Here is a 26,605-nt window from a genome sequence, read left to right on the forward strand (position 1 = left end):
TGCTCATTTCAATTGGACTTCAGCTCGGATAGGGGATAGCTCGTAGATATGAAGCGAAGCAAATACTACATCCTTATTTTCGGACTGAACAGAGATTCCCTCAGAACCCGCATCCGGATAGATCAGATCGGTAATCACCGCTTGACCGTCATTGGCAAATACCTCTACGGATGAGTAATCCACAAAGATACGCAGATGTTGGTTGCCGTCCACTGCTTTTAATCCAGCTGCATGGCGACCCAGGAAATGTTCATGAAAATCGATAATACCCGATCGACTGCGATCAACATATACCTCATTCTGACGAACGTCCACGCCGATGAGAGTTTCATTGTCCGCACCACTTCGTAATGCAAATTGAACAGATTGATCAGAAGGCCATTCCGCATGAATCTCATAGTTTACAAGGCCCAAGGTGTTCAACTGCTCACTCACTTGTCTAATAGAAGTATTCTGTAAGGACAGTACTGGCGTGCGTGCGTGCTCCAGCTCGCGTACAGGACGCTGAACCAGCAGGACTTCTCCGTCCCTTTTCTCCAATGTCAGCTCTCTCGCAATGGTCATCGCGCCGCGGTATGCTTCGGTTGGTGTCTGATTGGCATACATCCAGTTGCTCATCCAGCCCATAAACAGACGTCTGCCGTCTTCGGCCGGAATGTCGGACCAACTGACCCCTGCGTAGTTATCCCGACCATGATCAAGCCAGCGAACGGTATGGGAAGCTTCATCAGGAACAAATGTAATGCCATCAAAATCTCCGGTGAAGTATTGCGTTCTGGAGCCTTCTTTGAAGGCTGGATCTGCACCAATGCTGACGAGCATCACCCATTTCTCCTGGCTCGCATCTCCATCCACGGCCAGCGGGAAAAGGTCAGGGCACTCCCAAACGCCATCATGCGAACCGATCCCTGCGCCGAATTCACTGCCCAGTGTCCAATCCTTCAGATTGGGGGAATGGTACAGACATACCGTTTGACCACAAGCGATAATCATAATCCATTCCTTGGTCTGTTCATGCCAGAACACTTTGGGATCACGGAAATCCACGAACGACTCATGCTCCAGTACCGGATTGCCCTCGTATTTCACCCATGTTCTACCACTATCCTTGCTGTATGCGAGGCTCTGAGACTGAACGGGAGGATTGTTTGGCACCTCCTGATGATGGGTAAAAATAGCCACCAGTCCTGGCTCATCGTTAAAGAATCCGGACGTATTGTTCCAGTCCACCACGGCGCTGCCGGAAAATATCATGCCATGCTCATCCGGCGCCAAAGCCACAGGCAGCTCTTCCCAGGTAACCAGGTCCTTGGTCACCGCGTGTCCCCAATGCATCGGTCCCCATGTTGTGCCAAATGGATGATGCTGATAGAACAAGTGATACTCGCCTTTGAAAAATACCATACCGTTGGGGTCATTCATCCAATTTTTCTTGGGCGAGAAGTGATAGGCGCCCCGGTAATCCGTTGTTGAAATGGTAGACATGTTGGTTTACTCCTTTGGATCAAACCGTTGAAGAGGGGACTTGCTTCACTCACGCACCTTAATGCTATGTACGGCAGAGTCTCCTCATCCAGTTTGTTTTATTGGGTATTGCGGTCATATCCCGCTTGTTTAATTTGAAGCCACTCTTGCAAGCCGAGACGATCCAGCTCTTTCAGATAAGCATCCCACTCCTGATCGATCTTTCCGTTCTGATACCATTCCGTGCGCATACGCAGCACATAGGCGAACAGATCGGTCTCAATCGTGGAGAGGCGGTCGAGTTCATCAATCGAGAAGAACACTTTTGGATAGACGTTTTCTGCTTTCATATGTGGAACCATAACTTTGTCAAGCAATTCCATACGCCATGCGGCATCATCCGGTTTGGTCGTGTATTTATCATAGTAACTGTCGAGAATGGCCAGTGGTCCTGATATACTCGTTTTCTGTCTGAGCTCAACAGGTGCAGAGCCTTCCAGCGGAAGATGCTTCAGCATGCCTTTGGCTTCATCGAATTCAAATATATTCTGCTGTGTCTCATCGCCGTAGGTTCCCCAGTTGTTCTGCACGGATTGGAGCGGATCGTACAATTGGTCCACCCACTTCGCTGTGGATTCCAGATTTTTATTGCTGCTCGTAATAACCATACGTCCCCGGTCGAGACCAATACCATTCGTACGTGCAACATTAACCTCTCCATTGGGCCCGGCAACCGGAGGCAGAACATCATAGGTATCATTCATGCCTGTAATGTTGGCCTTATCCCAAGTGAAGTACATGCCATACTTGTTGTCTTTGCCCTTGGCCAGATACGTATTCCAATCCTGCTGATACGCTTCGATGTCCACGAGACCTTCCTGAACCAATTCGTGAATATATTTGACCGCTTCCTTGTAGCCTTCATCAGCTGCCGTGAATACCACTTTTCCATCGTTGGTTACAACCGTGTGATCCGAGTTCTCTCCAAGTCCAAATGCGGCAAAGAGAAATGTCAGATCTTCTCCGCCAGGCTTGTTAATGAAAGACAACGGGATTTCGTCCGCCTTACCATTACCGTTGGGATCCTGGGTTTTGAACGCAATCAGCACTTGTTTCAGCTCTTCGGTCGTCGTTGGCATCTTCAATCCAAGCTTGTTCAGCCACTCTACATTGATCCAGGGCAAGTCATCAACCGCCTGTATGCGCTGCTTGCCACTTCCGAGCTCCTCAATCCAGGGAAAGGAATAAATATGTCCGTCTGGAGCCGTAATCATGCTTTTGTATTCGGGAGCTTCCTCCAGCACCTTTTGCAGATTCGGCATGTATTGCTCAATCAGGTCTTCCAGTGGAATGATGGCCCCGTCCTTCGCCAGTTTCAGGAGATCATAATCCCCATAACCTGCATCAAAGATGGCATCGGGCAAATCACCGCTGGCTACCGCCAGGTTTCTTTTTTCCGCGAACACATCACTCGTGTAGTTTTTCCAGTTGATATGCACATTGGTTTTCTCTTCGAGTCTCTTGTTAATCAACTTCTCGTTCGGATCAGCAGGGGCCAGCGGAGAACTCTGTGTTATAAAATTCAATGTCACTTTGCCATCAGGCGACTGGACTTCACTCGCTGCACCGCCTCCTCCCCCGCCACAGGCCGAGAGCAGGAGCATAGCTGACAACATGGAGATGGATGCCGTTGTAGCGGCTTTTCTGGACTTGTTCACTTTTTTCATGATAATGACCTCCGTGGATTATGTTGGATCGAACGCGCTATATTTCAGGCTGTTCACTATTTGAGCGAACCTACCATGACACCTTTTTCGAAATATTTCTGAAAGAACGGATACATGATGATGAGTGGCAGACTCGAAATGACAATGGCTGAATATTTGATCATTTCCGAGAGCCGTTTCAGTTCTGCCATCGCAAGCTGATCACTGATCATGCCCGGTGCAGCCTGATTCTGAATCAGAATGGAGCGCAGAACGAGCTGTAACGGATGAAGGTTCGGGTTGTCCAGATAGATCATGGCGTCAAAATAGGAATTCCACTGCCCTACAAACGCGTACAACGCGAGGACAAAAATGATAGGTTTTGATAACGGAATGACGATCTGGAAGAAAATCTTCATCTCGGAGGCGCCATCCACATTGGCGGCTTCTCTCAGTTCTCGCGGTACCCCTTTGAAGAAGGTTCTGGAGAGAATGATGTTCCATACGTTGACTGCGCCTGGGATGATAATGGCCCATACCGTGTCCAGCATGCCGAGATTACGAACAAGCAGATAGGTAGGAATTAAACCGCCACCGAAGAACATCGTGATGATAAATATAATCATGAAAAATCCCCGCCCAGCCAGCCTTTCATCAGACAAGGCATAACCTGCAAATATCGAGACAGTCACCGTTACGAGTGCAAAGGAAACCGAGTACAGCACCGCATTGGCAAACCCTCGAATCATGGCCGGATTAGACAAAATCATCTGATACCCGTCCAGACTCCAGTCGGATACATTGAAGGACAATCCCCGATTCAGCAGCACAGTAGGGTCCATAAATGAGGCGATAACGATGTAAATCAAAGGAACGACCACAACCAGTACAGCACAGGTGAGAAAGATGGCGTTCAGTGCGAGGATCAGACGATCCATTCCCGTGTGTTTGACTACCATGGATAATACTCCCTTCCTAATAGAGGCCTTCGCCTTCATTCAATTTCTTCACAATCAGATTCACAGTCACCAGCAAAATGACATTGATGACCGAGTTGAACAATCCCACTGCCGCAGAATAAGCGTAATCTCCGGACTGCAAGCCCACCTTGTAGACATACGTGGCAATGATCTCGGAGGAAGGCAGGTTCATGGACGTCTGCATCAGGTAGGCCTTCTCAAATCCAATCGACATGATTCCGCCAGCGGCAAGAATAAATACGATAGCCATAATCGGACGAATCGTCGGAAGGTCGATGTGGCGAATACGCTGAAGTAGATTGGCTCCATCCAGATTGGCTGCATTGTGAAGTTCCGGATCGACATTGGCCAAAGCAGCGACATAAATGATGGAAGCCCAGCCTGCTCCGGTCCAAATATCCGACAAAATGTAGATCCAGCGGAAATATTCCGGCTCGGACATGAACATGATTGGATGACCGGTAATCCATGTCGCGAATTGGTTAACCGGTCCTGTCGGGGATAGGAAGATGAACAGCATACCCACAACGACAACAACCGATATGAAGTTGGGTGCATACAGAAACAATTGAATATTTTTTTTCACTCCAGCTTTACGTACCTGATTGAGCATAAGAGCAAGTAGAATGGGCACCGGAAAACTGAATATCAACCCCAAAAAGCTCAGTTTAAGCGTATTCATTAAAATGATATCGAAATTGGGTGAAGCTATAAATTTCTCGAAATGCTTTAGTCCTACCCACTCACTGCCCATGATGCCTTTGATTGGACTAAAATCCTTAAATGCGATAATGGCTCCGTACATCGGGATGTATTTGAAGATAAGGGTCAGGATCAGAGCTGGTGCGAGTAACAAATACAAAAAATAATTCTTTTTGAACTGCTGCATCCTGTGACCGGTTGATGTCCTCTCTTTCAACGCCCTTCCTGTACCCTTTTTGGTATCCACCGTGTTATCCAACACATGACCTCCGTTCATTCCTGAAGTTGACAATTGTTTGTAGTAAGGGCTTTCAATATTTACAATTGCTCATTTAATAATTTACAATTTAACAGGTAATCTAGGCATTAGTCAATACATTTTGTAAAAAATAATTGTGCATTTGATAACATTTTGTGTATTTTTCGAGTTATAAATGTGCATTAAATGGTATATATAACGTTTGTTTAATTCCCTTAAATCTGTCATTCCCCTTATCATCAGTAGAATACTGCGAACTAATTATCATTTGTAACGAAACTTTTGAATATAAATAATAGCGCATTATCTGAATTAAAAATGTAAACTGAATTGTGCATATGTAAAATTGTGATTGCTATTTGTTTCGATCTATTATACATTTGACTAAGATAATACTATGGACGACCATATGATCATTAGAGGTGAAGCACTAGATGGCAAAAGAAAAGGTTACGATACAGGACATCGCGGATGCTTTGGGCATCTCCCGGAATACAGCTTCCAAAGCCTTGAATGATAGCGGAAACATCCCGGATGAGACACGTAATCGTGTAATTAAAAAAGCAATTGAACTTAAATATAAACAGTTTGCCTATATGGAAAATGAGCATGTTCTAACCAAAGCTCCAAGCAATATCGCCCTGTTAACGGAAAATCTGCCCAATACATCTCACTTTGGTTCAATGTTAATCAGCGGTCTGGAGAAAAGAATCAGCGCAGAGGGGTACAATCTCTCCATTCATATTGTGCGTGAGGTTGATCAGGATTCACTTACACTTCCTAACAATTTTGATATTTCCAACGTAGATGGCATCATCTGCATTGAATTGTTCGATCTGAAATATACGCAGCTTATTACCGATCTGGGAATTCCCACCATCTTCATCGATTGCGCTTCTGACATATGTTTTCCGGAATTTCATGCAGATTTGCTGCTGATGGAGAATGAGCACAGCACGTACCAGTTAACCAGAAAGTTAATTGAGAGCGGTTATAACCATATTGGATTTGCCGGGGATTACAATCATTGCAAAAGCTTTAATGAACGTTGGGTAGGGTATCAGCGGGCCATGCTGGAAGCGGGCCTGCAGGTCGATCCATCCCAGTGCATTGTGGATGATGACCGCATGTTCTTCTCGAAGCCCGGCTGGTTGAACGAGCGAGTAGCGAAGCTGAAGTCTCTGCCTGATGCGTATGTGTGTGCCAACGACTTTATCGCAGTCGACTTGATCAGAGCTTTGAGAGCGAAGAATGTTAAAGTGCCGCAGGATATCGTCATATGCGGATTCGATAACGCACCTGAATCACGGATTATTGAACCTGCATTAACGACGGTTCATATCTACAGCAACGAAATGGGCATTAAGGCTGCGGAGATGCTGTTATCCCGGATTGACCATCCGTCTCAGCCTTATCAGGTCTCGCATATCGTGACCAAACCGATCATACGGGAGTCCACTCCCACACTTATGAATGCCAATCCACAAACCGTTTAACTTATCTCATGAATCTCTAAAAAAATAAATAGCCGTATCTTTCACGCAGAGTAGATCGTGAAGGATACGGCTTTTTTTAAAGGGACTTCTATATGCCCTTTGTATGATGCATTCACAATATGATGCGAACAGGACGCAGCCTTTAACCAAAACTCGTAGCTCCGTGCTACACGGATGCCTTGGATGCTCCTTTGGCCGAACGTACCTCTGTGCGAATCAAATTAAAGATCATAAAGACCAGCACAACGAGTTGTGGAATAAAGGTCTCCCATGTCGGATACATGCCAAGCCAGCCCATCGTTGGCAGACTCGGCACAACATGAGCCCCCAGCGCTGCTGAGACTTGAAGGGAGTGAATACTCTCTCCAAGGAAACGAAATACCAGATAATAAATCAGCAGCGTAGCGGTCAGGAAAAACCATCGTACAGGCAGACGTACACTGAACTGAATAATGGCCACAGCCAATACAATCAGGATGAGCAATGCTGCCCCCATACCGATCAACATCTGCGAGGTATCAATTGCAGGCGCCATGCCAATATAAAAGATCGCAGTCTCCGCACCTTCTCGCAATATGGCGAGTCCCGCCACAGCAAAGAGTGACCACAGACTCCCCCTTGCCAGTGCACCACCTACCTGTCGCTGTACATAACTATTCCAGGAGCGGGTATTCGATTTGCTATGCATCCAATGTCCAACCGTCAACATTAGTACAACGGCTGCAAGCCCCGTATACCCCTCAATCATCTCCCGTGTACTACCCGATGATGCCACAGCAAGGGTCAGCGACAGTACAACGGCTAGCGCCGCACTAAGCAGCAGACCACTACCAGCACCAGCCCAGATCCAGCGCCGGGCCGCAGTCTCGCCACTTTTCTTGGCATAAGCGAGCAATGCAGCCAGTACCAGAATGGCCTCCAATCCTTCGCGAAGCAGAATCAATGCTGCATCCCATGCCGTGTATGAGGTGGTAGCCGTTAACGGCTCCAGCCGATTGATCATTCGGGTTACAACCTCGGTTGCCTTCGCCGTATTTGGCGGATTGGAGACGACATATCCGGATGCTTCCGCCATTTCATTCTCAATAGCCGTATATGAAGCGGGAGATGATATCTGCACCTGACCTTCAACTAAAGGCCAGGCCACGATAAACTGCTCCAATCCCGTTGCAGCAGAAGTGGTATCCCCGGCTTGAATCTGCTGCTCTATTTGCTCCAGTAATTTCAGCAGGTCGGACAATGAAGAAACACCAGAGGATGCCGACGTATCCTCAACTTCCCCTTCCTTGAGTGTCCCTGCACTGTAGTCCGTGAGCAACGTGACCAGTTCCTGCATACGCTCTGTTGCCTGTTCTTCCTTGCGGGGCTCGGCCTGCATTGAAATACGAACCAGGCTGATGTCCTTCTCCAACTGGCTGTATACGCCAAAATGATCCTGACGGATCGGAGCTTCGGTGCCTTTCCAGGCCGTAACAATCCGTTTATAGGCAAGCTCTGCCTGGGTCCAATCGCCCTGTTCCATTGCACTCAAACTTTTACGTGCGTCCGGCAGCAGCCTTTCGGCCGCTTTACGGCCTGCGTCCCTGCTCTCTTCCGCACCCTGAAACGCCTCAATGTACTGATTGGTCGCACGGGCAAGATCCGCCAGTGCTTTCTTGGCAGCATCAGAATCCTTGCCCGACAGTGCCTGTTCCGCTTTGGACAAGGCATCACCTACACTACTTACGGCCGTCGCAACCTGATCTGCGTTCTGCTCCGGCACCAACGTGCTGGCAGCATCCCACAGTTGCCGGAATTCGGCGACGTCCTCCGTGGCTTCTGCCAGCTTGCCCTGTCCCGCTTCAACCAAGGCGCTGCCCACAGGCGGCAATAGACTATCCAGTTGTTTTTGCACGGACTGCTCATTGTTTTGGAGCCCCTCAGCAGAAGCGTGTGGCATGCCCGGTAAACGAATTACACTGGACCCCACCATCAGGAACACCAGCAGCATCAGCAAGGAGCGCATCAACCTTCCTTTGTACAGCCGCTTCGGCGCCTTCCGATCTGCGATCCTGCTCATCTTTGTCATCCTCCCCATTCCTCTGAAACCGATCAGTGCCATCTAACCTTCTATTAAATCAAGGTGTCCCCAATATATCCGCCATTCGTAATCCCCGGGAAACAGGCAAATACAGCACTGCCTGTGTGCACGGTATATTCGTTCAGCTTGTCGTTCTTTGCCAGTCGTTTCTGAATCGGAATAAACTGCTTCTCCAGGTCCCGTTGATAACTAATGAACAGCAAACCTGCATCCAGCTGTCCGGTCTTGGCATCGAGCCCACTCGAATACGAGTAGGAGCGGCGTAAAATTTGCTGACTGCCATCACCCTTCGCGAGACGCAGATGTGACGTTGCCGGAATGACAGGCTGTCCATCGGCAGACTTGGCCTTCAGATCTACCGGATCGAACTCGCCGCGGCTGCCGAGCGGCGCTCCGCTATCCCGGTGGCGGCCAAATGTCGCCTCCTGGTCTTTCAGTGTGGAGCGGTCCCACACCTCCACACGCATACGAACCCGGCGGACGGCCATATAGCTGCCGCCGGCCATCCATCCCGGACCGTCAGCAGGCTGCGCCCAGACGGTCTGGTCCATCAGCACGGCATCCGTTGTATCCGGATTGCCGGTGCCATCCTTGAAGCCGAGCAAGTTGCGCGGTGTTCCACCCGCAGGGTCAGCTCGGCCCGTGCGCTGGAATCCTTCCTGCGTCCAGCGCAATACCGCATGCCCGCGTGCGATGCGCGCGAGATTGCGGATGGCATGGAAGGCGACCTGCATATCGTCTGCGCAGACTTGCACGCACAGGTCGCCACCACACCACTGCGGGTCCAGCGCATCTCCGGCGAATGCCGGCAGATCGCGCAGGCCCTTGGGCTTCCGGCCCTGCAGCCCGAAGCGCCCGTCAAACAAAGAGGGCCCCACACCAAACGTCAACGTGGTTCGTGACGGTGTCAGGCCTGCCGCTTCGCCCGTATCGGTAGGGGGCGTATTCAGCGTTGTATTATGTTCGCCAATCATTTCTCCGGCGGCCATGGCAGCGGCGGCAGCCGTCCAGTTCTTGAACAGACGGCGGAGATCATCCGCACTTCCCGCCGTCACATCAAAGGCGGCGAAGCAGATGAAATCCTGAGCCGGGGTGGTGATGCCCGCCTGATGCTTGCCATAGAAGGGCAGGCCCTTGTCTGGCGCGGCCTCTTTCACTACCGCCGAACTGCTTTTGCGGCCCAGCGCCATCAGTCCGCTGGCACCGCCTCCGCCCAAGAGCAGACCCAATCCGGCCACGCCGGTCAGCTTCAGCATTTCACGCCGTGACAACGGCTTTTTCAGCGAATCCTTTTTCTGCTCAGTCATTGTTCTACACTCCCAGTACTTGTCCCATGTTCGACAGTGGCTCAGCCAATGCATCCAGGTTCTGACTCAGCTTCTTCACGTCCTCATCCTTCAGCTTCTCATAGGAAACGTACCCGTCTCCATCCTTGAATGGAGCAAGCTCTTTCTCCAGCGCATCGAATCGGTCCGCAATTTGCTGATTCAGATCCTTGTCTTTGGCAGCCAGATCATCCTTGAGCAGGTTATAAATCTCGCGTGCTCCCTCTACATTCGCTGCAAAATCATACAAATCCGTATGGGAATAACGTTCTTCTTCACCGGTTACCTTGCTGGAGGAAACCTCATTCAGAAGTTCTACCGCACCCGTTACCATCAGACTCGCATCGATATCCATCGTCTCGACTTTAGCACGCAGGAGCTTCGCATCACTTAACAATGTATCCGCAAAGTCAGTCATGCCTTCGGTCGTCTTGTCTTCCCAAAGTGATTTCTCAATCCGGTGGAATCCGCGCCAGTCGGCAGCCTCCACATCTCCGTCACGTGCATCGATATTCGGGTCAAGATCGCCAAGTGCTTCGGCTACCGGTTCAATGCGTTCATAATACATACGAGCTGGTGCATATAATGATTCGGCAGTCTCCAGATCACCAGCTTTCACGGCATCCGTGAACTTCTCCGTTTGCTTCACGAATTCATCGATCTGCTCAATTGCAAACGCGCGATAGCCATCCACTGCGGTTGTATAATCGCTCCCGGTCGCTTCCTGATCTGCTGCATCCGTGGTTTCTGTGGAAGTTTGGTTTTCGCTTTGAGCAACAGGCGTTTCTGCCTGCTTGTCCGAAGCCGCTTCATTATTGCCGCAAGCGGCGAGTAAAACGGAAGTTGCCAGCACAACAGCCGGCAATGTCAATATTTTTTTCAACACGATACACTCCCTATGGTTAGACTGATTTGTCTATACTCGTGCGATTAATATGTCGATGAGTACAAACCCTTGGATTAACGTTCATTTAATGATAATGATTATCAATTTCGGTAATGACATCATAATTCCGGCGCATACTTATGTCAATATGAAAATAAGGGGAGCAGTTTAATCATATACTCAGGTGGAAAATACCGGGTATTAATTCCCTTGAAAACATAGACAAACTTCGTCATCAGCCGTTAAAATGAGACAAAATGTCTAGATTACTTTAATTTATGAAATTGGAGGCTCATGCCATGAAATGCCCAGTATGTAATCATGAAAATGGAAATGCCAGTTTTTGCGAGAGGTGCGGCGCTAATCTAGCCCCTTCCTCCCCTACTGCAAATTCCGCTCAGGAGCAACAATCCGCTGCTGCCGAACCTGAATATACCCGTTGGTCGAGCACACAGACGACACCTTCTCACGCTCCCATTTCTCCCAACACACCTTCTGCTCCCAGACCTGTACAACATGTATCCGACTCTTCCAGCACAGAGGACGCTTCATCTTCAGGAGACAAAAACACCAATCAGTGGAATAACATCGTACAAAATGAGAAAGTTCAGCAAGCCAAAGAAGTAAGCAAACAGTATCTATCCTATTTCCTTAGTGTGCTCACTCGTCCTTATCAAACCATGAAAACCGTTGGTGAACAGCACTCTCTTAACGGCTGGATCACGATGGCTCTGATTGCGATCCTATCCTCTACATACTTTTTGATTACATTCGGCCGGATGGATATGGACGGATTGTTCATTGGCGGGTTTATCAGACCGCTATTGTTCACCGCCATTTCCTTGATCGTTGCGATCGCATTGATGTATGCCATACTGAAGATTGAGAAAATAACGTTTCGCCCCAAAACGCTGGTTGCCCAGTTTGGATCATTACTAGTTCCCGCTGTAGCGTCGCTCGTTCTGGCGAATCTGTTTATTGTTATCTCGTATTCCATCGCTATCTTCTTCCTCGTTGTCTCGTATTTGATTATCTTTGTATCTCTTAACACGGTGCTGTTCCAGTATCCGCTGAATCGTACGAAGGCAGCCATCGATAGCATGTACAGCGTGTTGATTGCCAATGTTGTATTGTTTTTTATTCTATCTCGCTCTCTGGGCACTACAATCATTGGATTGATTAGTTTGATGTTTTCTCCATACGGTCGTATGTAGTATCTAGTTCAAAAGCTCTTACGAAGGCTCTCCCTGCTTATGCGAGGAGGGTCTTCATTTGTTTTCAACGTCAGCAGATTGCACTCGTTGCGTTCCATACACTATAATGTGTAGTGTAAAAGGTATGTCCTTTTTTACGTAAGGATATGAGGTGAGAAACACTCCATGCTTAAATGGAACCTGTACCATTGCCATCAACACTACATTATGTAGTGTATGGTTGTGATCATTCATTTTATTAAGAAGGGTTGAGGAATTATGGACATGAATATGAATCATATGCAAATGGAGCACGAGGCAGGGACATCCTATCTTTGGCTTATCATTGGGGCAGTCGTTCTATTGCTCTCCATCGCAGCTTATATCTGGTCTGCACGCACCCAGAAGTCTGTACTGGCACATATGAAGAAGAATGAACGAGCTGTGATTAAAAAGAAAACCCGATCCATCCGCCTGGCTGCTCATGCCCTACTGGGGGTGTCGATCATTGCGTTTGTTCTTTTCTTCATGCAGGGCGCATTTACCAAGTATGACGTTGCGGATCTGAATGCCGGTGCTGCGATCGAAGTGACTGACGATAAATACTACGGAGCCGATCATACGGAAGAGCCGATTCAATATGAGATGACCATCCCGACATCGGGGCCTCATAACCCGCATGATATCAAATTTGGATTCTACACCGATTTCCCCGGTTATCCTTACCTAGTACATAATCTGGAGCATGGGGATATCATCATTTATTACCGTGAGAATGCAAGTGATGAGCTGAAGGAGCATCTGAAATACCTTGCCAAGTTCCGCAAAGCTGGATCAGGTATTCTCGCTGTACCGAACAAGGACATCCCCGAGGGCAGTGAGGTCATCGTGACGGCATGGACCAAAACGATGAAGCTGGACCAATTCGATGATGCCAAAGTTGGTACTTTTATTAATAAATATATTAATCAAGGACCAGAGAAGATCCCTGCCTCCATCCGCCAGGGTGGCGGGACGATGTAAAGCCCTCTTTGTAGTAACAGCAGCAAATGGTTCCTGCAATCATGGGGAGTCCAAGAGATGAGATATCCATTTATACGTTTCAAACAAGATAAGCTCCTGGATCTACTTGATCCGGGGGCTAATTCTTTATCATGCAGATGCCGATATTTTAAATAGAAATGAAATACATATATGTACGTTAGCAAAGTAGCAAAAGCATTCCCAATAAGACGATTCATCCAACTTCAATATAAGAATTCATAGTCCTACATATCAAGGGGGAACATTTCTACTAATGAACAGTTTGTTTATGCGTATCTTTTTATTTTTTTCCTGTCTGATGCTGGCGGCAGGAGCCGTTCTTGGCATTACCATGTATCGCTCATCTGCACAGCTAGTTGAACAATCGATGGGCATGCAGGCACAGGCTGTTGCCGAACGAGCAGCGCAATCCATCGACACCTCCCTGTATGCGCCACTTAGTACAGGACAGGATCAAACCGAGTATTACGATACATTGCGCGAACAACTCAGCCAGCTTCGCCAGTCCAATGGATTGAAGTATCTATACACGCTTGGTAAGCGTGAAGATAACGGAGCCGCATCGTATTATTACGTGGTGGATGGCGCTGCTCCGGATGTGGAAGAGGATGATTTCTCTCCCTACGGGTCCCCAGAAGAGAACCACTATGTGGGAATGCTACAAGCCTTTGCACAAAACGAACCTTTCCGGGGCGATCTGACCCAGGATGAGTACGGCGCAACGATTACAGCCTATGTACCAATTCACGGGGCTAATGGGGAACTGCTTGGTCTGGTTGGCGCCGACCTCGACTCCACCGCCGTCTACGAGCTGATGACACGCAATCGGATGACCATGATCTGGACTGCCCTTGCCATCGTATTACTCAGCGTGCTGCTGGTCTATGGATTTGCTCATTATTTGACCCGTCCTCTCGTGAAACTGAAGAAGATCATTGCTGAGGTGGGCAAGGGTGATCTGACCGTCGATGTCGAGCTTGGACGGAAGGATGAGGTCGGACAACTGGCTTCGGAGTTCAAACATCTGGTCACGGATACAAGAGATGTCATGACAGGCATCCGCAAAAGCTCCGATTCCCTGCTGCAAGCAGCCGAAGGGGTATCCAGACACTCGCAGGCGACAGCGGAAGCCAGCCAGCGCATTGCTGAGCACACGGATCACACAGCCAAAGGGGCTGCGGAGCAGGTTGCACGCGCGGGGGAAGTTACTGTAGCGATGGAGGAAATTACACGCAGCATGCAGCATATTGCGAATTCATCTTCCATGGTGGCTGATGTATCCGAGGAGACGACCCATAACGCGATACAGGGCCAAACCAACATCAACACCGCGATCGACCGCATGGACAAGATTCATCAGGCCAACGCCCAGATGGAAGCATCTACCTCCCAGCTTGCGCAATACTCCAGCAAAATTGAATCGGTAGCCCACATGATGAAGGGTATCGCTTCCCAGACCAGTCTGCTTGCATTGAATGCAAGCATTGAAGCTGCTCGGGCCGGGGAACATGGCAGCGGATTCGCCGTTGTTGCTTCCGAGGTTCGGAAGCTTGCGGGGGAATCAGAGCAATCGTCCCAGCATGTGACTGAACTGATCGCAGAAATGACGAGACAGACTGCCGTTTTATCTTCGCATATGTCGGCCAGTACCTCAGAAGTTCAAGCCGGTCTTGCTGTTGTTCAGGAAGCAGGACGTTCATTCACGTCTATTCATTCCGGCATTGAGACGATGAATGAACGTCTGCACGAAGTGTCCGCCGCTTCCGAACAGCTCTCCGCGAGTGCCGAAGAAGTATCTGCTTCCGTTGAGGATATGGAACATATCTCGCGCAAGTCCTCTTCCAGCATTCAGGAGGTTTCGGCTGCAACTGACGGGCAGCTTCAATCGATGGATGAGATGAGCACGTCCGCGGAATCTCTTCGCGTGTTGTCCAGTGAGTTAAACGGGTTGATAAGCCGATTCAAAATATAAATCGGATTGCAGGTGGGCAATCCATGGGAGCCCACCGGATGAATACAAAAAAGCCGCAAGGCAGGGAACAGGAACATGGGGTTTACCCCATTCCTGCTCACTCTGCCTGCGGCTTTTTATTGTTCTACCTTTAATGGAGGCTGGCCTTGAGGCTGCCTGAATTAATAACGCTGCGGAGCAGCTTTTTTGCCCAAATCCGTCATGTATGTGAAGAACGCTTCTGGATCAGTATCATACACGAGTTGTACTGGACGTCCGTCTGCTTGTTCCACCGTACGGCCTTGGCTTGGACCATCCGGGATCACAATACAGTTCACCGTTTTCTTCTTCACGATGTCTTCACGTCCAACGGAAGCCGTAGTCAACACATCCCACAGATAGTACGTGGAATTCGTTTCACTGTACACCAGTGGCGGACATCCTGCGTAACAGTTACCCAGGAAGTCAACGCCTTCAAAGCGGCGCTCTGCAGCCCAACGGTTACGTACAGCGGGTGTCAGAGGCACTTTGTTTGTGCTTTCCAGGGCTACCAGATCAATCTGGATACCGCTCTGCCATACACGGTAAGCCGCTTCCGGGTCCCAGAATACGTTCCATTCTGCTGTACCATCATGCTCAGGCTCTTCAACGTTCCCTCTTTCGAACGTACCACCCATCCACACGAGCTTGTCGATTTTCTCTTCAATGTCTGGTGCTTCGTCCAGTGCACGCGCGAGGTCAGTCAGCGGCCCTGTGAACAGGAGCAGCGTTTTGCCTTCGGTGTTGCGCACTTTCTCAATCAGATGCTGGTGAGCCGGAACGGCAGACAAAGGAGCTTCCATTTTGCCAGATTCGTTCAATACTGGAAGTGCATCTACATAGAAGGAGTGCAATCTCCACGCCGCAGGAAACGGATTCTTCCCTCTGGAGTTGGATTTCGCTACCTCTACGGAATATGTGCCGAAGCGATCGATAATTTTACGGCTGGCATCTGTAGCTGGCTCCAGATATCCATCTGCCGGAATAACCGATACACCGGTTACATTTACATTGTCCATTTGCAGAAGCATGAACAGCGATACGAGGTCATCCACGCCGCCGTCATGGTTAAAGTACACATTAAGTTGGTTCGTCATGCTTGTTTTCATCCTTCCCCCTGGTTGTCCCATTGATGTTCATCCCGTCCGTCTGCCTGTGGCTGACGTTACCTCTATTATGTCCCAAAACCCTTGGCCACGTAAACCTTCCTCGTACAAAGAAAATAACGGCCAGTTCTGTTTCTGCGGATATTTTACAGTTCATCCATTCCATCTCAGCACTTGCTCAGATCAACCTGCATTCCAATATGAAAATGGTAAAAAAGGACAGTAGGCTTGAGGTCCCCGCTGTCCTTGTCTGAATCTATCCATCGTTTACATGGATTGTTTTTGTTTCTCTTTGGCTTTCTCTGCAACAGGCACATACTTGCCTGGCCAGAAAGCCCATTTGCCCAGCAACGTTGTAATGGCTGGCACCATGAACGGTCGAACAAGGAACGTATCGAGCAAGACACCCGCAGCCGTGATAATACCGAACTGCACTAGCACCTGTATAGGCAGTGTTGCCAGTACAGCAAACGTACCTGCGAGAATCAGACCTGCGGAAGTAATAACAGATCCGGTTTCACCCACACCTTCCTTGATCGCTTGGCGAAGTGGCATCGTTTTGCGTTTTTGCCAGATGCTTGAGATCATGAAGATGTTGTAGTCCTCACCCAGCGCCACAAGGAATACGAAGGAATACAGCGGAATCGCTCCCTGAATGGCGTCTGCTCCCAATCCATAGTGAATAATGAGCCAACCCAGGCCTAATGCAGAGAAGTAGGATAATACTACTGTCGCGATCAGATACGCCGTCGCTACGACGGAACGCAGGTATAACAGCAGCAGCAATGTGATCATCCCGATCACCACTGGGATAATGATGCTGGCATCCCGCTCCCCAGTGACTTCGATATCATACTGCTCAGCCGTCTGACCGTCGATCCAGACATGGCTGTCCACGCTTGTTATTCCAGCATCTTTCAATGCCTGTTCAGCCGTTGCCCGCAGATCCGGGATATGCTGCATCGCCTCCATAGAGTATGGATTCAGATTGAATTCCACATCGTAAGCGGTGATGTTTGCATTCTCAGCACCCTGCTGCGCTTCACCTACCTTGCTTACGTAATCCAGCGATTCCAGGCGTTGTTTCAGATCTGTCTGGCTGCCTTCTGTATCGATAATCACTTTCGCCGGAGCGAGTTCACCTTCCGAGAACTGTTCTCCAATGACTTTGAAACCTTCACGAGATGCAACATTCTCCGGGAAGGACGATAGCAAGTCATACGTGAATTTAATTTGGCTAGAGAAAGCAGCCAGTCCACCCAACAACACCAGTGTAATCGCCAGTACTGTCCACGGTTTGGTTACTACTGTACGGCCAATCCAGCTTTCCTTGATTTTACGCGGAGCAGGCGCTGGTTTGCCTTTTTTCTTCGCACGTTCTACTTCCATATCATGCGTACGCGGTACAAACGGATAGAATGAACCCCGACCGAAGATCGCGAGCAAAGCCGGAACCAGCGTCAGGCTCGCAATAAACATGATGAAGATGGATAAACTGAATGGTACGGCAAAACGGTGATAGGCACCATATTCTGCGAACAGCAGTACAAGCAATGCTGCAACAACTGTAAATCCACTCATGGCAATCGCACCGGACGATCCGGTAATCGCCTGGAAGAGTGCTTTCTTTTTATCCGGCTCATGATAGAGAACTTGACGGAATCTGGAGATCATGAACAGACAATAGTCCGTTCCTGCGCCGAACAACAGCACCGTCATAATAGAGATGGACTGCGCGTCCACTGTAATCCAGCCCTGATCCGCCATAAATCCGAGAATCGGACTGGTAACCATATAAGCGAACCCAACTGCAATAATCGGGATAATCGCCAGTACGGGCGAACGGTAGATCAACAGCAACAGCACGAGTACCAGCACAACTGTTGCAATCAGCAGAGATACATCCGCAGATGAGAATAATCCACTTGCATCAATCGATATCCCCACCGGACCTGTAACCCGTGCACTTAGTGCGCTGGCATCATCGATGGCAACATCAAATGGATCGGAGCCAAAAATATCTTTCGTTTTCTGCTCCAGCGCTTCAATGCCCTCTTTCAACTGTGACGAATCAGCTTCCTGATTGAAAAAGAGCGGCATAACCAAGGTGCTTCCGTCTTCCGAAAGCTGACCTTTCAGAGCCTCTGGCGGCAACTGATATAGTGGCACCACAGATTGCTGCTGCTCCACCGGATCTTGATCCAGTCGCCCCGTTAACGCCTGAATGTTCTTAATCTGTTCATCCGTCAGCCCGCCGGCTTGACGCCATACGATAAGAGCGGGAACACCTTCGCCGCCGGGAAATTCTTTCTGGGCAACTGCTGCCGCCTGCACCGAGGGCTTGGAATCACTCAGATCCTGCGCGTTATTGGTTTCACGGTCACCAACAGCAGGCCACACCACACCAAGAACAACCGCGATGATGATCCATACCAACAGTGTAATCCATTTGCTTCGTTTGCCGGCAACCCAGCGGCCGTAGCCCGAACCTTCTTGCATTGTCTCTTCATCTCCCTATTTTGGTTCTATGAAGCCGTTTTTATGTGATAAATATAGAAATGAACCACGGGTCATAGTATAATTGACTTAATTATATATACCGGAAGGTTAATATTGCAAATACTAATTTTGTGAACACTTTTGTACAGCCAACATGAATAAGTAAAGAGGTATGCAACCATGAGCAAAAAAACGAACCCTCCCCGCTCGCCGGGCAGGCCCAAAGCCGGTGCCGATCAGGCATCAGCCCAGTCGAAAATACTAATGACCGCCTCGCGGCTATTTATGGAATACGGGTATGAGCCCGTCTCTCTCCAGCAAATCGCCTCGCTATGCGGCGTAACCAAAGCATCGATCTATTATCATTTTTCCAGCAAACCGCAGCTATTCACCGTCGCCATCACCAGTATGATGGCTATGGGCATGCAGCAGACAGCTCTCCGTATGGATGCACCAGGTACATTACAAGAGCGGTTGGAGAAAGTTGCGGAAGGACGGATGCAACAATCCCACGTCGATACCGAGACCATGATGCGTGAAGCCAATACCTATCTGGATGCAGATCAGCTGGCCCAGATCCGTGAAGCCGAAGTCCGCATCTATGAAGTCCTCGCCACCCACTTTAAGCGGGAGATGGACAACGGTTATTTGCGATCTGCCAATCCGATGCTGCTTGCCCATGCGTTTACGTCCTTGCTGATGCTGGCAAACCGCGAAGGCGTGCGCGACATGCATGCAACGATTGCCGATCTGGCACATGAGCTGGTAGCTTTATTTTTGGACGGAGCCGCTCACAAGGCTTAAAGATCTCTCCATGCTTTTGCCAATGCGGCGATACCAGCTCAATCAGTCCTGCATGACGATTTGAACCCATAGGAGGAATAAACCATGTCCCAACCAACACCATCCGCACGCATCCCACGTCTGTTAGAAACGAAGCGCATCTATCTGCGTCCATTTGAATCGACTGACGTTGATACCTATTTCCCCGGATTGTTTGACGCCGAGATGCGCAGACTTACTGGAACACAAAACAGCTTCACCCGTACCCAAGTAGAACGTTACATCGAAAACGCGGCCCAGGATGACTCACGCCTGATGCTGCTGATTGCCTTGCAGGAGAATGACCAGGTCATCGGAGAGATTGCCCTGATGGATATGCATACCAAAAATCGCAGTGCGCACATCCGAATCGCCATTGATCATACAGAGCATCAAGGAAAAGGATATGGCAGCGAGGCATTGCTGCTTATGCTGGACTACGGCTTCGGTATCTGCAATCTGCACCGAATCGAGCTTGAAGTGTATGCCTTCAATCAACGTGCGATTCGTACATATGAGAAACTAGGATTTCAACGTGAAGGTTTACGGCGAGATGCCTTGTATTACAATCATCAATATCACGATTCCATTCAGATGAGCATGCTGGAGAATGAATTCCGAGAGCGGCATGTCAGCATACTTGGATAACGAAGACTACGTGCTACCGGGAAGGAATCTCATCTGGTTGGTTTACGTTCCCGGCAAATAACCATGCTCCAGTGGATTTATGCACTACAGCAACCATAAATGGACGATTAACCTCCATCTTGATTGGATCAGTTGGTGGAGCACTTCCAGCCTGCATCTCTACCAGCGTTGAAGCTGCCGCTACAGTCCCTTGCTCGCTCACTTCCATCACGGCACGATGCAGTACCTGACCAATGTATGCTTGCAAGTTCGGCCCGGGAGACATCATTTCCGTGAAATTGGCAGCATACGGATCAAAGGCCATTTCCATCCCCATCTGCTGCAACGTCTCTTTCAGGTTTATGCCATACTCCGCACGAAAACGTGGCAAGGACAGCTCAACTAGGCTATATTCGGAGCCACGATCAAGCCGTTTTGGGTCATCCAGCAACTGCTGCTGAACCTCATCCAGCGTACGCCCCTCTCGTGGTAAAACGACAAGCAGATGCATCTGGCCATCTCCGTAAGGCAGCCTCACCGCCTGCCAATCCTCATTCTCCGAGTATTGGAACTGCTTTGTCTGATGCATCATCCGCACAGATAATGCCTTTCCATTTGCCAGCTTAAACTCATCATCCGTCGTGTACTCCGGGTCAAACTCAGCCATCCAGTTTCCATCAAATGCAATGGCATTCACCAGAATCATCAGGGTTTCCTTTGCAGGTGGCTCCTGCATCAAGTTTGGAATCATACCTTCGGTGTGCTGCTTCACCCATTGATTGATCTCTTCCTTTGCTTGTGCTGGTTGTCCATTGAGTGTCCTGATTTCGGCTTCATACGTTTGCTGTACGGCTGTTTGGTACGTTTCCTCTACCGGAATTCCGTCCTTCACCCACATGGAGTTCGCAATACCGATCTGTATGCCTTTTCCCGGATGGGTCAACAACTGCTGCAAAGCCGCTTGAGAAGCATTCACTTGCTCCATTTCTAGCTCCGACCAGCCCATGACCTCTGCCATCTCTCGCCTAGTCTCACCTACGCTACCGTTATATGCCATGCCAATCGCTGCCGCAATGCTATAAGGAGAGATGAGCAGATTATTCCCATCAGTCTTCTCTTTTGCGCCCATCTGTTGAAGGATGTGCAGTCCCATGGTGTTCATGGATTGGATTGTTTCAGGTTCGATCTCTTTCAGAGCAGCTTTTCGTTCTGATTCGGACAGCTCCTGATTCAAATTGAATTGCATCTTGTTCGGGTCCCCCTTTGCTGAACAGCTCGTAATGATCAGCCCACTTATACAGCATAATAACAGTAGTACTCCTAACCGTGCATGCATCGTAATCCCCCCTCATCCGTAATACTCAGATACCCGTCATAGCAATTTACTGATTCCCTTTTTTTACTAGACGTACGGTTGAGAAAAAAGGTTACTTTACACTCAATGCTAAGGTCACCAATTTCTACTGTAGAAAACACCATTCAAAACGAGTCAAAACGGTTATATCTATACCATATACGAATGGAGGGATTCCCTATGATTCCAGCAACGTTGGAACAATTAGAGCAAGTTCGCAAGGAATGCCGCACCATGGTCAAAAAGAGAGCCACCGCTTCCGCTGGTACAACACTCGTTCCTCTTCCAGGTACAGACGTCCTGGCTGATGTGGGAATGCTCATGCAGCTACTGCCTGCCATAAACAATAAATTCGGATTATCGCAAAAACAGCTCGACGGGTTGGACCCTGAGACCAAATCCATGATCTACGGATTCGTCATGTCCATCGGAAGTAAAGTTATTGGACGTATGGTAACCAAAGAACTGGTAGTAGTCGTGCTAAAAAGGGTCGGAGTACGCGTAGCTACCAAATCAGTCGCCAAATTTGTACCTTTTGCAGGTCAAGGACTGGCTGCCGCGCTCAGCTTTACAGCCATGCGGTATGTCGGCAACAAACATGTTGAGGACTGTTATGAGGTCGTGAAACGTATGATCGAGCAGCGTGAATTACTACCGGGCGAGCCGGCACCTTCTGCGCTTGAGGAAGCAGACGAAGATCCAAAGCTGGAGGTAAAGACGTCATCCGGCGACAACGAAGGTAAAGCTCCAGAAGATTCGAAAAAGGACTAAAGAAAGAAGAAATTATATCGTGGGACTTTCCGCGGCAGCAAACAAATAGCCGGGTTCACCTAAATGGTGAACCCGGCTATTATGTTAACGCCATCTAGGATCAGATCGCCTGTGGCTGTTGCTCCGTAAACTGACTGTTGTACAGATCAGCATAGAAGCCTTGTTTCTCCATCAGTTCCTCATGATTACCCTGCTCAATCACGTTACCATGATCCATGACAAGAATCAGGTCGGCTCCGCGAATGGTGGACAATCTGTGGGCAATGACAAAGCTGGTGCGATCCTTCATCAGATCATTCATCGCTTTCTGGATGAACACTTCGGTCCGTGTATCGACACTGCTCGTCGCTTCATCGAGAATCAGAATGGCCGGATTCGCCAGAATTGCTCTCGCAATAGTCAACAATTGTTTCTGCCCCTGTGAAATGTTCGATGCTTCTTCATTCAGCACCGTATCATATCCATCAGGCAAAGTACGAATGAAGTGATCAGCATGGGCCGCATCGGCTGCCTTGATGACTTCTTCTTCCGTTGCGCCTTCTCGGCCATAGGCGATGTTGTCACGAATCGTTCCGTTGAACAGCCATGTGTCCTGAAGCACCATCCCAAACAGGCTGCGCAGCTTGCCGCGCTCCATGTCCACGATATTAACACCGTCAATTGTAATTTGGCCGTCCTGAATTTCGTAGAAACGCATCAGGAGGTTGATCAGCGTTGTTTTACCCGCTCCAGTCGGCCCGACAATGGCCACCGTCTGTCCCGGTTTTACATCAATATTCATATTTTGGATGAGTAACTCATCCGCTTTATATCCAAAATTCACACCATGGAATGCAACGGCACCCTGTGGTTGCTGCAATTGTACTGGTTTCGAAGATTCTGGAACCTCTTCCTCCTCATCCAGCAATTCAAATACCCGCTCCGCCGAAGCGATGGTGGACTGAATGATATTCGAGATGTTGGCAATCTGGTTAATTGGCTGAGTGAACTGACGGGAGTACTGTGTGAATGCAAGGATATCCCCGATGGAGATGGCACCACGTGTAACAAAGATCCCGCCGACCACACAAATCAGCACATAACCAAGGTTACCTACAAACGTCATCAGTGGCATAATAATCCCTGAGATAAACTGGGCTTTCCAACCGGATTCATACAGCTCTTCGTTCACTTTTTCGAACTGCTCTACCGAATGTTCTTCCCGTCCAAAGGCTTTGACCACCTTATGTCCGGTGTACATTTCCTCGACATGGCCATTCAATTCACCAAGTGATTTCTGCTGGCCTGCAAAGTGTTTTTGCGAACGGGATGCCACCAGAATAACAACAACTACACTTAATGGCAGTGTCAAAATGGTTATCAGGGTCATCCATGGACTAATGGTCAACATCATGATGATAACCCCGACAATGGTGACTACAGACGTAATGAACTGCGCCAAACTTTGCTGGAGCGTATTACTGATGTTGTCCACATCGTTCGTCGCCCGGCTTAATGTTTCCCCGTGGGTACGGGAGTCAAAATATTTCAGCGGCAGACGTCCAACCTTGGCACTGATCTGCTCACGCATGTCATACACAACTCGCTGAGCAACACCAGCCATCAGATATTGCTGAATGTACATGAAAGCTGCACTAAACAGATAGAGTCCCCCAAGCAGATACAATACTTTCATCAAGGCAGGAAAATCAATGCCGGCCCCCTGTACACCCTGAAGGATGGCAATAGCGCCTTTACTGAGAATATCCGTACCTTCTGCCATAACCTTTGGGCTGATAATGCTGAACACGGTACTTAGAATTGCAGCAACCAGCACACCCAGCAAACGATAGCTGTGGGGCTGAAGATAACGCATCAAGCGTCGCAGTGTACCTTTGAAATCCTTCGCTTTCTCCACGGGAGGCCGCATGCCCATTCCGCCTCCGGGATGACCCGGCCCGCCAGGGGGACGAGATGACTTGCGTTCTGTACGTTCACTCATGCGATCTCCTCCTCTGTCAGCTGGGAGGATACAATCTCGCGATATACTTCATTGTGCTCCATCAGCTCTTTATGTGTTCCCGAACCGACAATCCGTCCCTCATCCATAACCAGAATGCGATCTGCATCCATAACCGTACTTACGCGCTGAGCCACAATAAGCACTGCTGCTTCAGTCGTTTCGGACTTCAGGGCAGCACGAAGTTTGGCATCGGTTTTGAAATCGAGAGCCGAGAAGCTGTCGTCAAAAATATATACTTCCGGACGGCGAACCAGTGCGCGTGCAATGGACAAACGCTGCTTCTGTCCACCGGATACGTTGTTACCTCCCTGCGCAATGACGCTATCGTAACCGTCTTTCATCTCCGTAATGAAGTTCTCTGCCTGGGCCGTTTGAGCGGCTCGAACAATCTCCTCCATCGTAGCGTCATCCTTCCCGTGGCGGATATTCTCCGCAATTGTTCCGGTGAAAAGAATCGCTTTTTGTGGTACAAATCCGATTTTGGCCCGCAGATCTTCCTGCCGTAGCTCACGGACATCTGTTCCATTTACCCGTACACTGCCCTCCGTTACATCATAAAAACGTGGAATGAGACTGAGCAATGTGGATTTACCTGAGCCCGTACCCCCAATAATCGCTGTGGTCTCACCCGGGCGTGCCGTAAATGAAATGCCTGACAACGCAGCATTTTCCGCACCCGGATAACGGAATGTCACGTTATCGAATTCAATCGTGCCTTGCAGCGATTTCATCTCACGAGGCTGCTCTGGGTTGCTGAGATCCGGATGCATATCCAATACTTCGTTGATCCGCTCTGCCGAAGCCGAAGCTCTTGGAATCATGACAAAGATAATGGAGACCATAATGAGGGAGAACATGATTTGCATCGCATATTGAATAAAGGCAATTAATGAACCAATATTCATATTCCCGCTGTCGATACGCTGTCCACCGAAATACAGGATGGCAATCATTGAAAAGTTCATAACCAGCATCATAACAGGCATTAATGTTGCCATGAGCACATTCACTTTAATGGAAACGTCTCTCAGATCTGTATTGGCTCCATTAAAGCGAGCACGTTCATGTTCCCCACGATTAAAGGAACGAACCACGCGAATCCCAGTTAGTTGCTCACGCAGGACCAGATTGAGTCGGTCGAGTTTTTTCTGAATTTGTTTGAACAAAGGTAGACCTTTCGCACCAATCAGTGCAATGGCTCCAGCCAGTACAGGCAAGACAACCAGGAAGATGGTCGATAATTTGGCATCCTGGGATACCGCCATGAAGATACCACCGATACACATCATCGGAGCCATAACCATCATGCGCAGCATCATCGTTAATACGTTCTGTACCTGCGTAATATCATTGGTGGTACGGGTAATTAGTGAAGCTGTACCCAATTTATCAAATTCCTGCAGCGAATAGTTCTCCACATGGCGGAATACTCTGCTGCGCAGCTGTTTGGCAAATCCACCCGCTGTGCGGGATGAAAGGTAACTGGCTGTGATGGAACAAGCCGTTCCTGCTATCGCAATCACCAGCATCCAGCCACCAATCTGCCAGATATATGGAACATCTCCTTTTATTATGCCGCCATTAACGATGTCCGCCATCAGGGTTGGCAAATACAGTTCAGCTAACGACTGTAACAGCACCAGACCCAGTATGAAGAAAATGGGGACTCGGTAAGGCTTAAGCATGCGAAACAATTTCATCATGGCTTATCATCTCCTTGTGTGGACGCATCCATCTGTTGGGAAACCTTTGTATCAAAAAAGGTGTACACCTTGGTCAACAATGCCGCTAATTGAAGACTGTCTTCCTCACCCAGATGCTCAACGAGCTTATTAAATATCTCCATGCGCTCCTGATGTGCCGCCCGAATAATTTCACGACCTGCTTCGGTAATGGTGATGCGGACTGCGCGACGATCCTCCGGGTCCATGGTTCGTTCAACCAGCCCTTCGTCTTCAAGCCCTCGAATGACAGGAGTAATCGTCGGCGATTTCACACGCAACAAAGCACTAATTTCCGATACTTTTAGTCCTGGATGATTTGAATGTAGTGTGTCATTGAAATTAGGAGGATTATCCTGCCAATTCAATCGTTCTCCCGGATGCATGCCGTGGAGCAAACAACCCAGTACCATAATTTCATTGTGATTACGCCCATGTGGTTTATGTTGCCTCCATTTGCCTTTATTAAACTGCATTATGGAATACAAAAGCTTCTGGGCAACCGGATCTATGCCAGTCATTATTGTCCCCCCTTTAATTTCATTATCATTCCATAGACGTCCAACATCATAGGGCAT

Annotated in this window: 20 protein-coding genes; 7 read left to right on the forward strand and 13 right to left on the reverse strand. The window is 48.9% G+C overall.

Annotation, left to right across the window (positions count from 1 at the left end; translation table 11 throughout):
* Window positions 1-3: 3 nt before the first annotated feature.
* The 4 genes from BUA17_RS11695 to BUA17_RS11710 form a co-directional block, all read right to left on the reverse strand.
* On the reverse strand, window positions 4-1,485 hold the full coding sequence (locus tag BUA17_RS11695; protein WP_072733703.1) for a glycoside hydrolase family 32 protein: 1,482 nt from the start codon (window positions 1,483-1,485) through the stop codon (window positions 4-6).
* Between the two features lie 98 nt (window positions 1,486-1,583).
* The gene (locus tag BUA17_RS11700; protein WP_072733704.1) at window positions 1,584-3,191 is read right to left on the reverse strand and encodes an ABC transporter substrate-binding protein; all 1,608 of its coding nucleotides are present in this window, start codon (window positions 3,189-3,191) and stop codon (window positions 1,584-1,586) included.
* 56 nt (window positions 3,192-3,247) lie between these two features.
* Window positions 3,248-4,129: a carbohydrate ABC transporter permease gene (locus tag BUA17_RS11705; protein WP_072733705.1), complete on the reverse strand. Its 882-nt coding sequence runs from the start codon at window positions 4,127-4,129 to the stop codon at window positions 3,248-3,250.
* Between the two features lie 16 nt (window positions 4,130-4,145).
* The gene (locus tag BUA17_RS11710; protein WP_240321538.1) at window positions 4,146-5,039 is read right to left on the reverse strand and encodes an ABC transporter permease; all 894 of its coding nucleotides are present in this window, start codon (window positions 5,037-5,039) and stop codon (window positions 4,146-4,148) included.
* A 506-nt stretch (window positions 5,040-5,545) separates the two neighbouring features.
* Here BUA17_RS11710 and BUA17_RS11715 point away from each other — a divergent pair.
* A complete protein-coding gene (locus BUA17_RS11715) occupies window positions 5,546-6,607 on the forward strand; it encodes a LacI family DNA-binding transcriptional regulator (protein WP_072733706.1) in 1,062 nt (353 codons plus the stop codon).
* A 166-nt stretch (window positions 6,608-6,773) separates the two neighbouring features.
* Here the strand turns inward: BUA17_RS11715 and BUA17_RS11720 are convergent, their stop codons facing one another.
* Genes BUA17_RS11720 through efeO form a run of 3 tightly spaced genes read right to left on the reverse strand, consistent with a single transcriptional unit; the run spans window position 6,774 to window position 10,895 of the window.
* Window positions 6,774-8,666, reverse strand: a complete 1,893-nt coding sequence (locus BUA17_RS11720; protein ID WP_244552126.1) for an FTR1 family iron permease — start codon at window positions 8,664-8,666, stop codon at window positions 6,774-6,776.
* Between the two features lie 53 nt (window positions 8,667-8,719).
* The gene (gene efeB, locus BUA17_RS11725) at window positions 8,720-9,994 is read right to left on the reverse strand and encodes an iron uptake transporter deferrochelatase/peroxidase subunit (protein ID WP_072733707.1); all 1,275 of its coding nucleotides are present in this window, start codon (window positions 9,992-9,994) and stop codon (window positions 8,720-8,722) included.
* A 4-nt stretch (window positions 9,995-9,998) separates the two neighbouring features.
* Window positions 9,999-10,895, reverse strand: coding sequence for an iron uptake system protein EfeO (efeO, locus tag BUA17_RS11730; RefSeq protein WP_072733708.1), 897 nt, complete (start codon window positions 10,893-10,895; stop codon window positions 9,999-10,001).
* Window positions 10,896-11,197: 302 nt separating this feature from the next.
* Between efeO and BUA17_RS11735 the strand changes: the two genes are divergently transcribed.
* The 3 genes from BUA17_RS11735 to BUA17_RS11745 all read left to right on the forward strand — a co-directional run bounded on the left by BUA17_RS11735 (window position 11,198) and on the right by BUA17_RS11745 (window position 15,107).
* On the forward strand, window positions 11,198-12,112 hold the full coding sequence (locus BUA17_RS11735; protein WP_072733709.1) for a zinc ribbon domain-containing protein: 915 nt from the start codon (window positions 11,198-11,200) through the stop codon (window positions 12,110-12,112).
* A gap of 264 nt (window positions 12,113-12,376) precedes the next feature.
* The gene (locus BUA17_RS11740; protein WP_211754046.1) at window positions 12,377-13,114 is read left to right on the forward strand and encodes a DUF3105 domain-containing protein; all 738 of its coding nucleotides are present in this window, start codon (window positions 12,377-12,379) and stop codon (window positions 13,112-13,114) included.
* Between the two features lie 274 nt (window positions 13,115-13,388).
* On the forward strand, window positions 13,389-15,107 hold the full coding sequence (locus tag BUA17_RS11745) for a methyl-accepting chemotaxis protein (protein ID WP_063567307.1): 1,719 nt from the start codon (window positions 13,389-13,391) through the stop codon (window positions 15,105-15,107).
* 161 nt (window positions 15,108-15,268) lie between these two features.
* Here the strand turns inward: BUA17_RS11745 and BUA17_RS11750 are convergent, their stop codons facing one another.
* Window positions 15,269-16,222, reverse strand: a complete 954-nt coding sequence (locus BUA17_RS11750) for a nucleoside hydrolase (protein ID WP_063567354.1) — start codon at window positions 16,220-16,222, stop codon at window positions 15,269-15,271.
* 276 nt (window positions 16,223-16,498) lie between these two features.
* On the reverse strand, window positions 16,499-18,730 hold the full coding sequence (locus tag BUA17_RS11755) for an MMPL family transporter (protein WP_072733711.1): 2,232 nt from the start codon (window positions 18,728-18,730) through the stop codon (window positions 16,499-16,501).
* A 180-nt stretch (window positions 18,731-18,910) separates the two neighbouring features.
* On the opposite strand from BUA17_RS11755, the gene BUA17_RS11760 reads away from it, so the two are divergent.
* Entirely contained in the window at window positions 18,911-19,534 is a 624-nt protein-coding gene (locus BUA17_RS11760) for a TetR/AcrR family transcriptional regulator (RefSeq protein ID WP_064641773.1), read from the forward strand.
* Window positions 19,535-19,618: 84 nt separating this feature from the next.
* Window positions 19,619-20,200, forward strand: a complete 582-nt coding sequence (locus BUA17_RS11765; protein ID WP_072733712.1) for a GNAT family N-acetyltransferase — start codon at window positions 19,619-19,621, stop codon at window positions 20,198-20,200.
* Window positions 20,201-20,213: 13 nt separating this feature from the next.
* On the opposite strand, the gene BUA17_RS11770 is transcribed toward BUA17_RS11765, so the two are convergent.
* Entirely contained in the window at window positions 20,214-21,425 is a 1,212-nt protein-coding gene (locus BUA17_RS11770) for a serpin family protein (RefSeq protein WP_211754047.1), read from the reverse strand.
* 288 nt (window positions 21,426-21,713) lie between these two features.
* Here BUA17_RS11770 and BUA17_RS11775 point away from each other — a divergent pair, with 288 nt between their 5' ends.
* On the forward strand, window positions 21,714-22,304 hold the full coding sequence (locus BUA17_RS11775; protein ID WP_063567312.1) for a hypothetical protein: 591 nt from the start codon (window positions 21,714-21,716) through the stop codon (window positions 22,302-22,304).
* Window positions 22,305-22,404: 100 nt separating this feature from the next.
* Here BUA17_RS11775 and BUA17_RS11780 read toward each other — a convergent pair whose 3' ends face one another.
* Genes BUA17_RS11780 through BUA17_RS11790 form a run of 3 tightly spaced genes read right to left on the reverse strand, consistent with a single transcriptional unit; the run spans window position 22,405 to window position 26,548 of the window.
* Window positions 22,405-24,285 carry an ABC transporter ATP-binding protein gene (locus tag BUA17_RS11780; protein ID WP_072733714.1) on the reverse strand — a complete coding sequence of 627 codons (1,881 nt, stop codon included), beginning with the start codon at window positions 24,283-24,285 and terminating at the stop codon, window positions 22,405-22,407.
* Window positions 24,282-26,009: an ABC transporter ATP-binding protein gene (locus BUA17_RS11785; RefSeq protein WP_072733715.1), complete on the reverse strand. Its 1,728-nt coding sequence runs from the start codon at window positions 26,007-26,009 to the stop codon at window positions 24,282-24,284. The genes BUA17_RS11780 and BUA17_RS11785 overlap by 4 nt, the downstream gene beginning before the upstream one ends.
* Window positions 26,006-26,548: a MarR family winged helix-turn-helix transcriptional regulator gene (locus BUA17_RS11790; protein ID WP_063567315.1), complete on the reverse strand. Its 543-nt coding sequence runs from the start codon at window positions 26,546-26,548 to the stop codon at window positions 26,006-26,008. The genes BUA17_RS11785 and BUA17_RS11790 overlap by 4 nt, the downstream gene beginning before the upstream one ends.
* Window positions 26,549-26,605 lie beyond the last annotated feature (57 nt).

This window comes from Paenibacillus sp. ov031 (assembly GCF_900143165.1).
Lineage (GTDB): Bacteria > Bacillota > Bacilli > Paenibacillales > Paenibacillaceae > Paenibacillus > Paenibacillus marchantiae.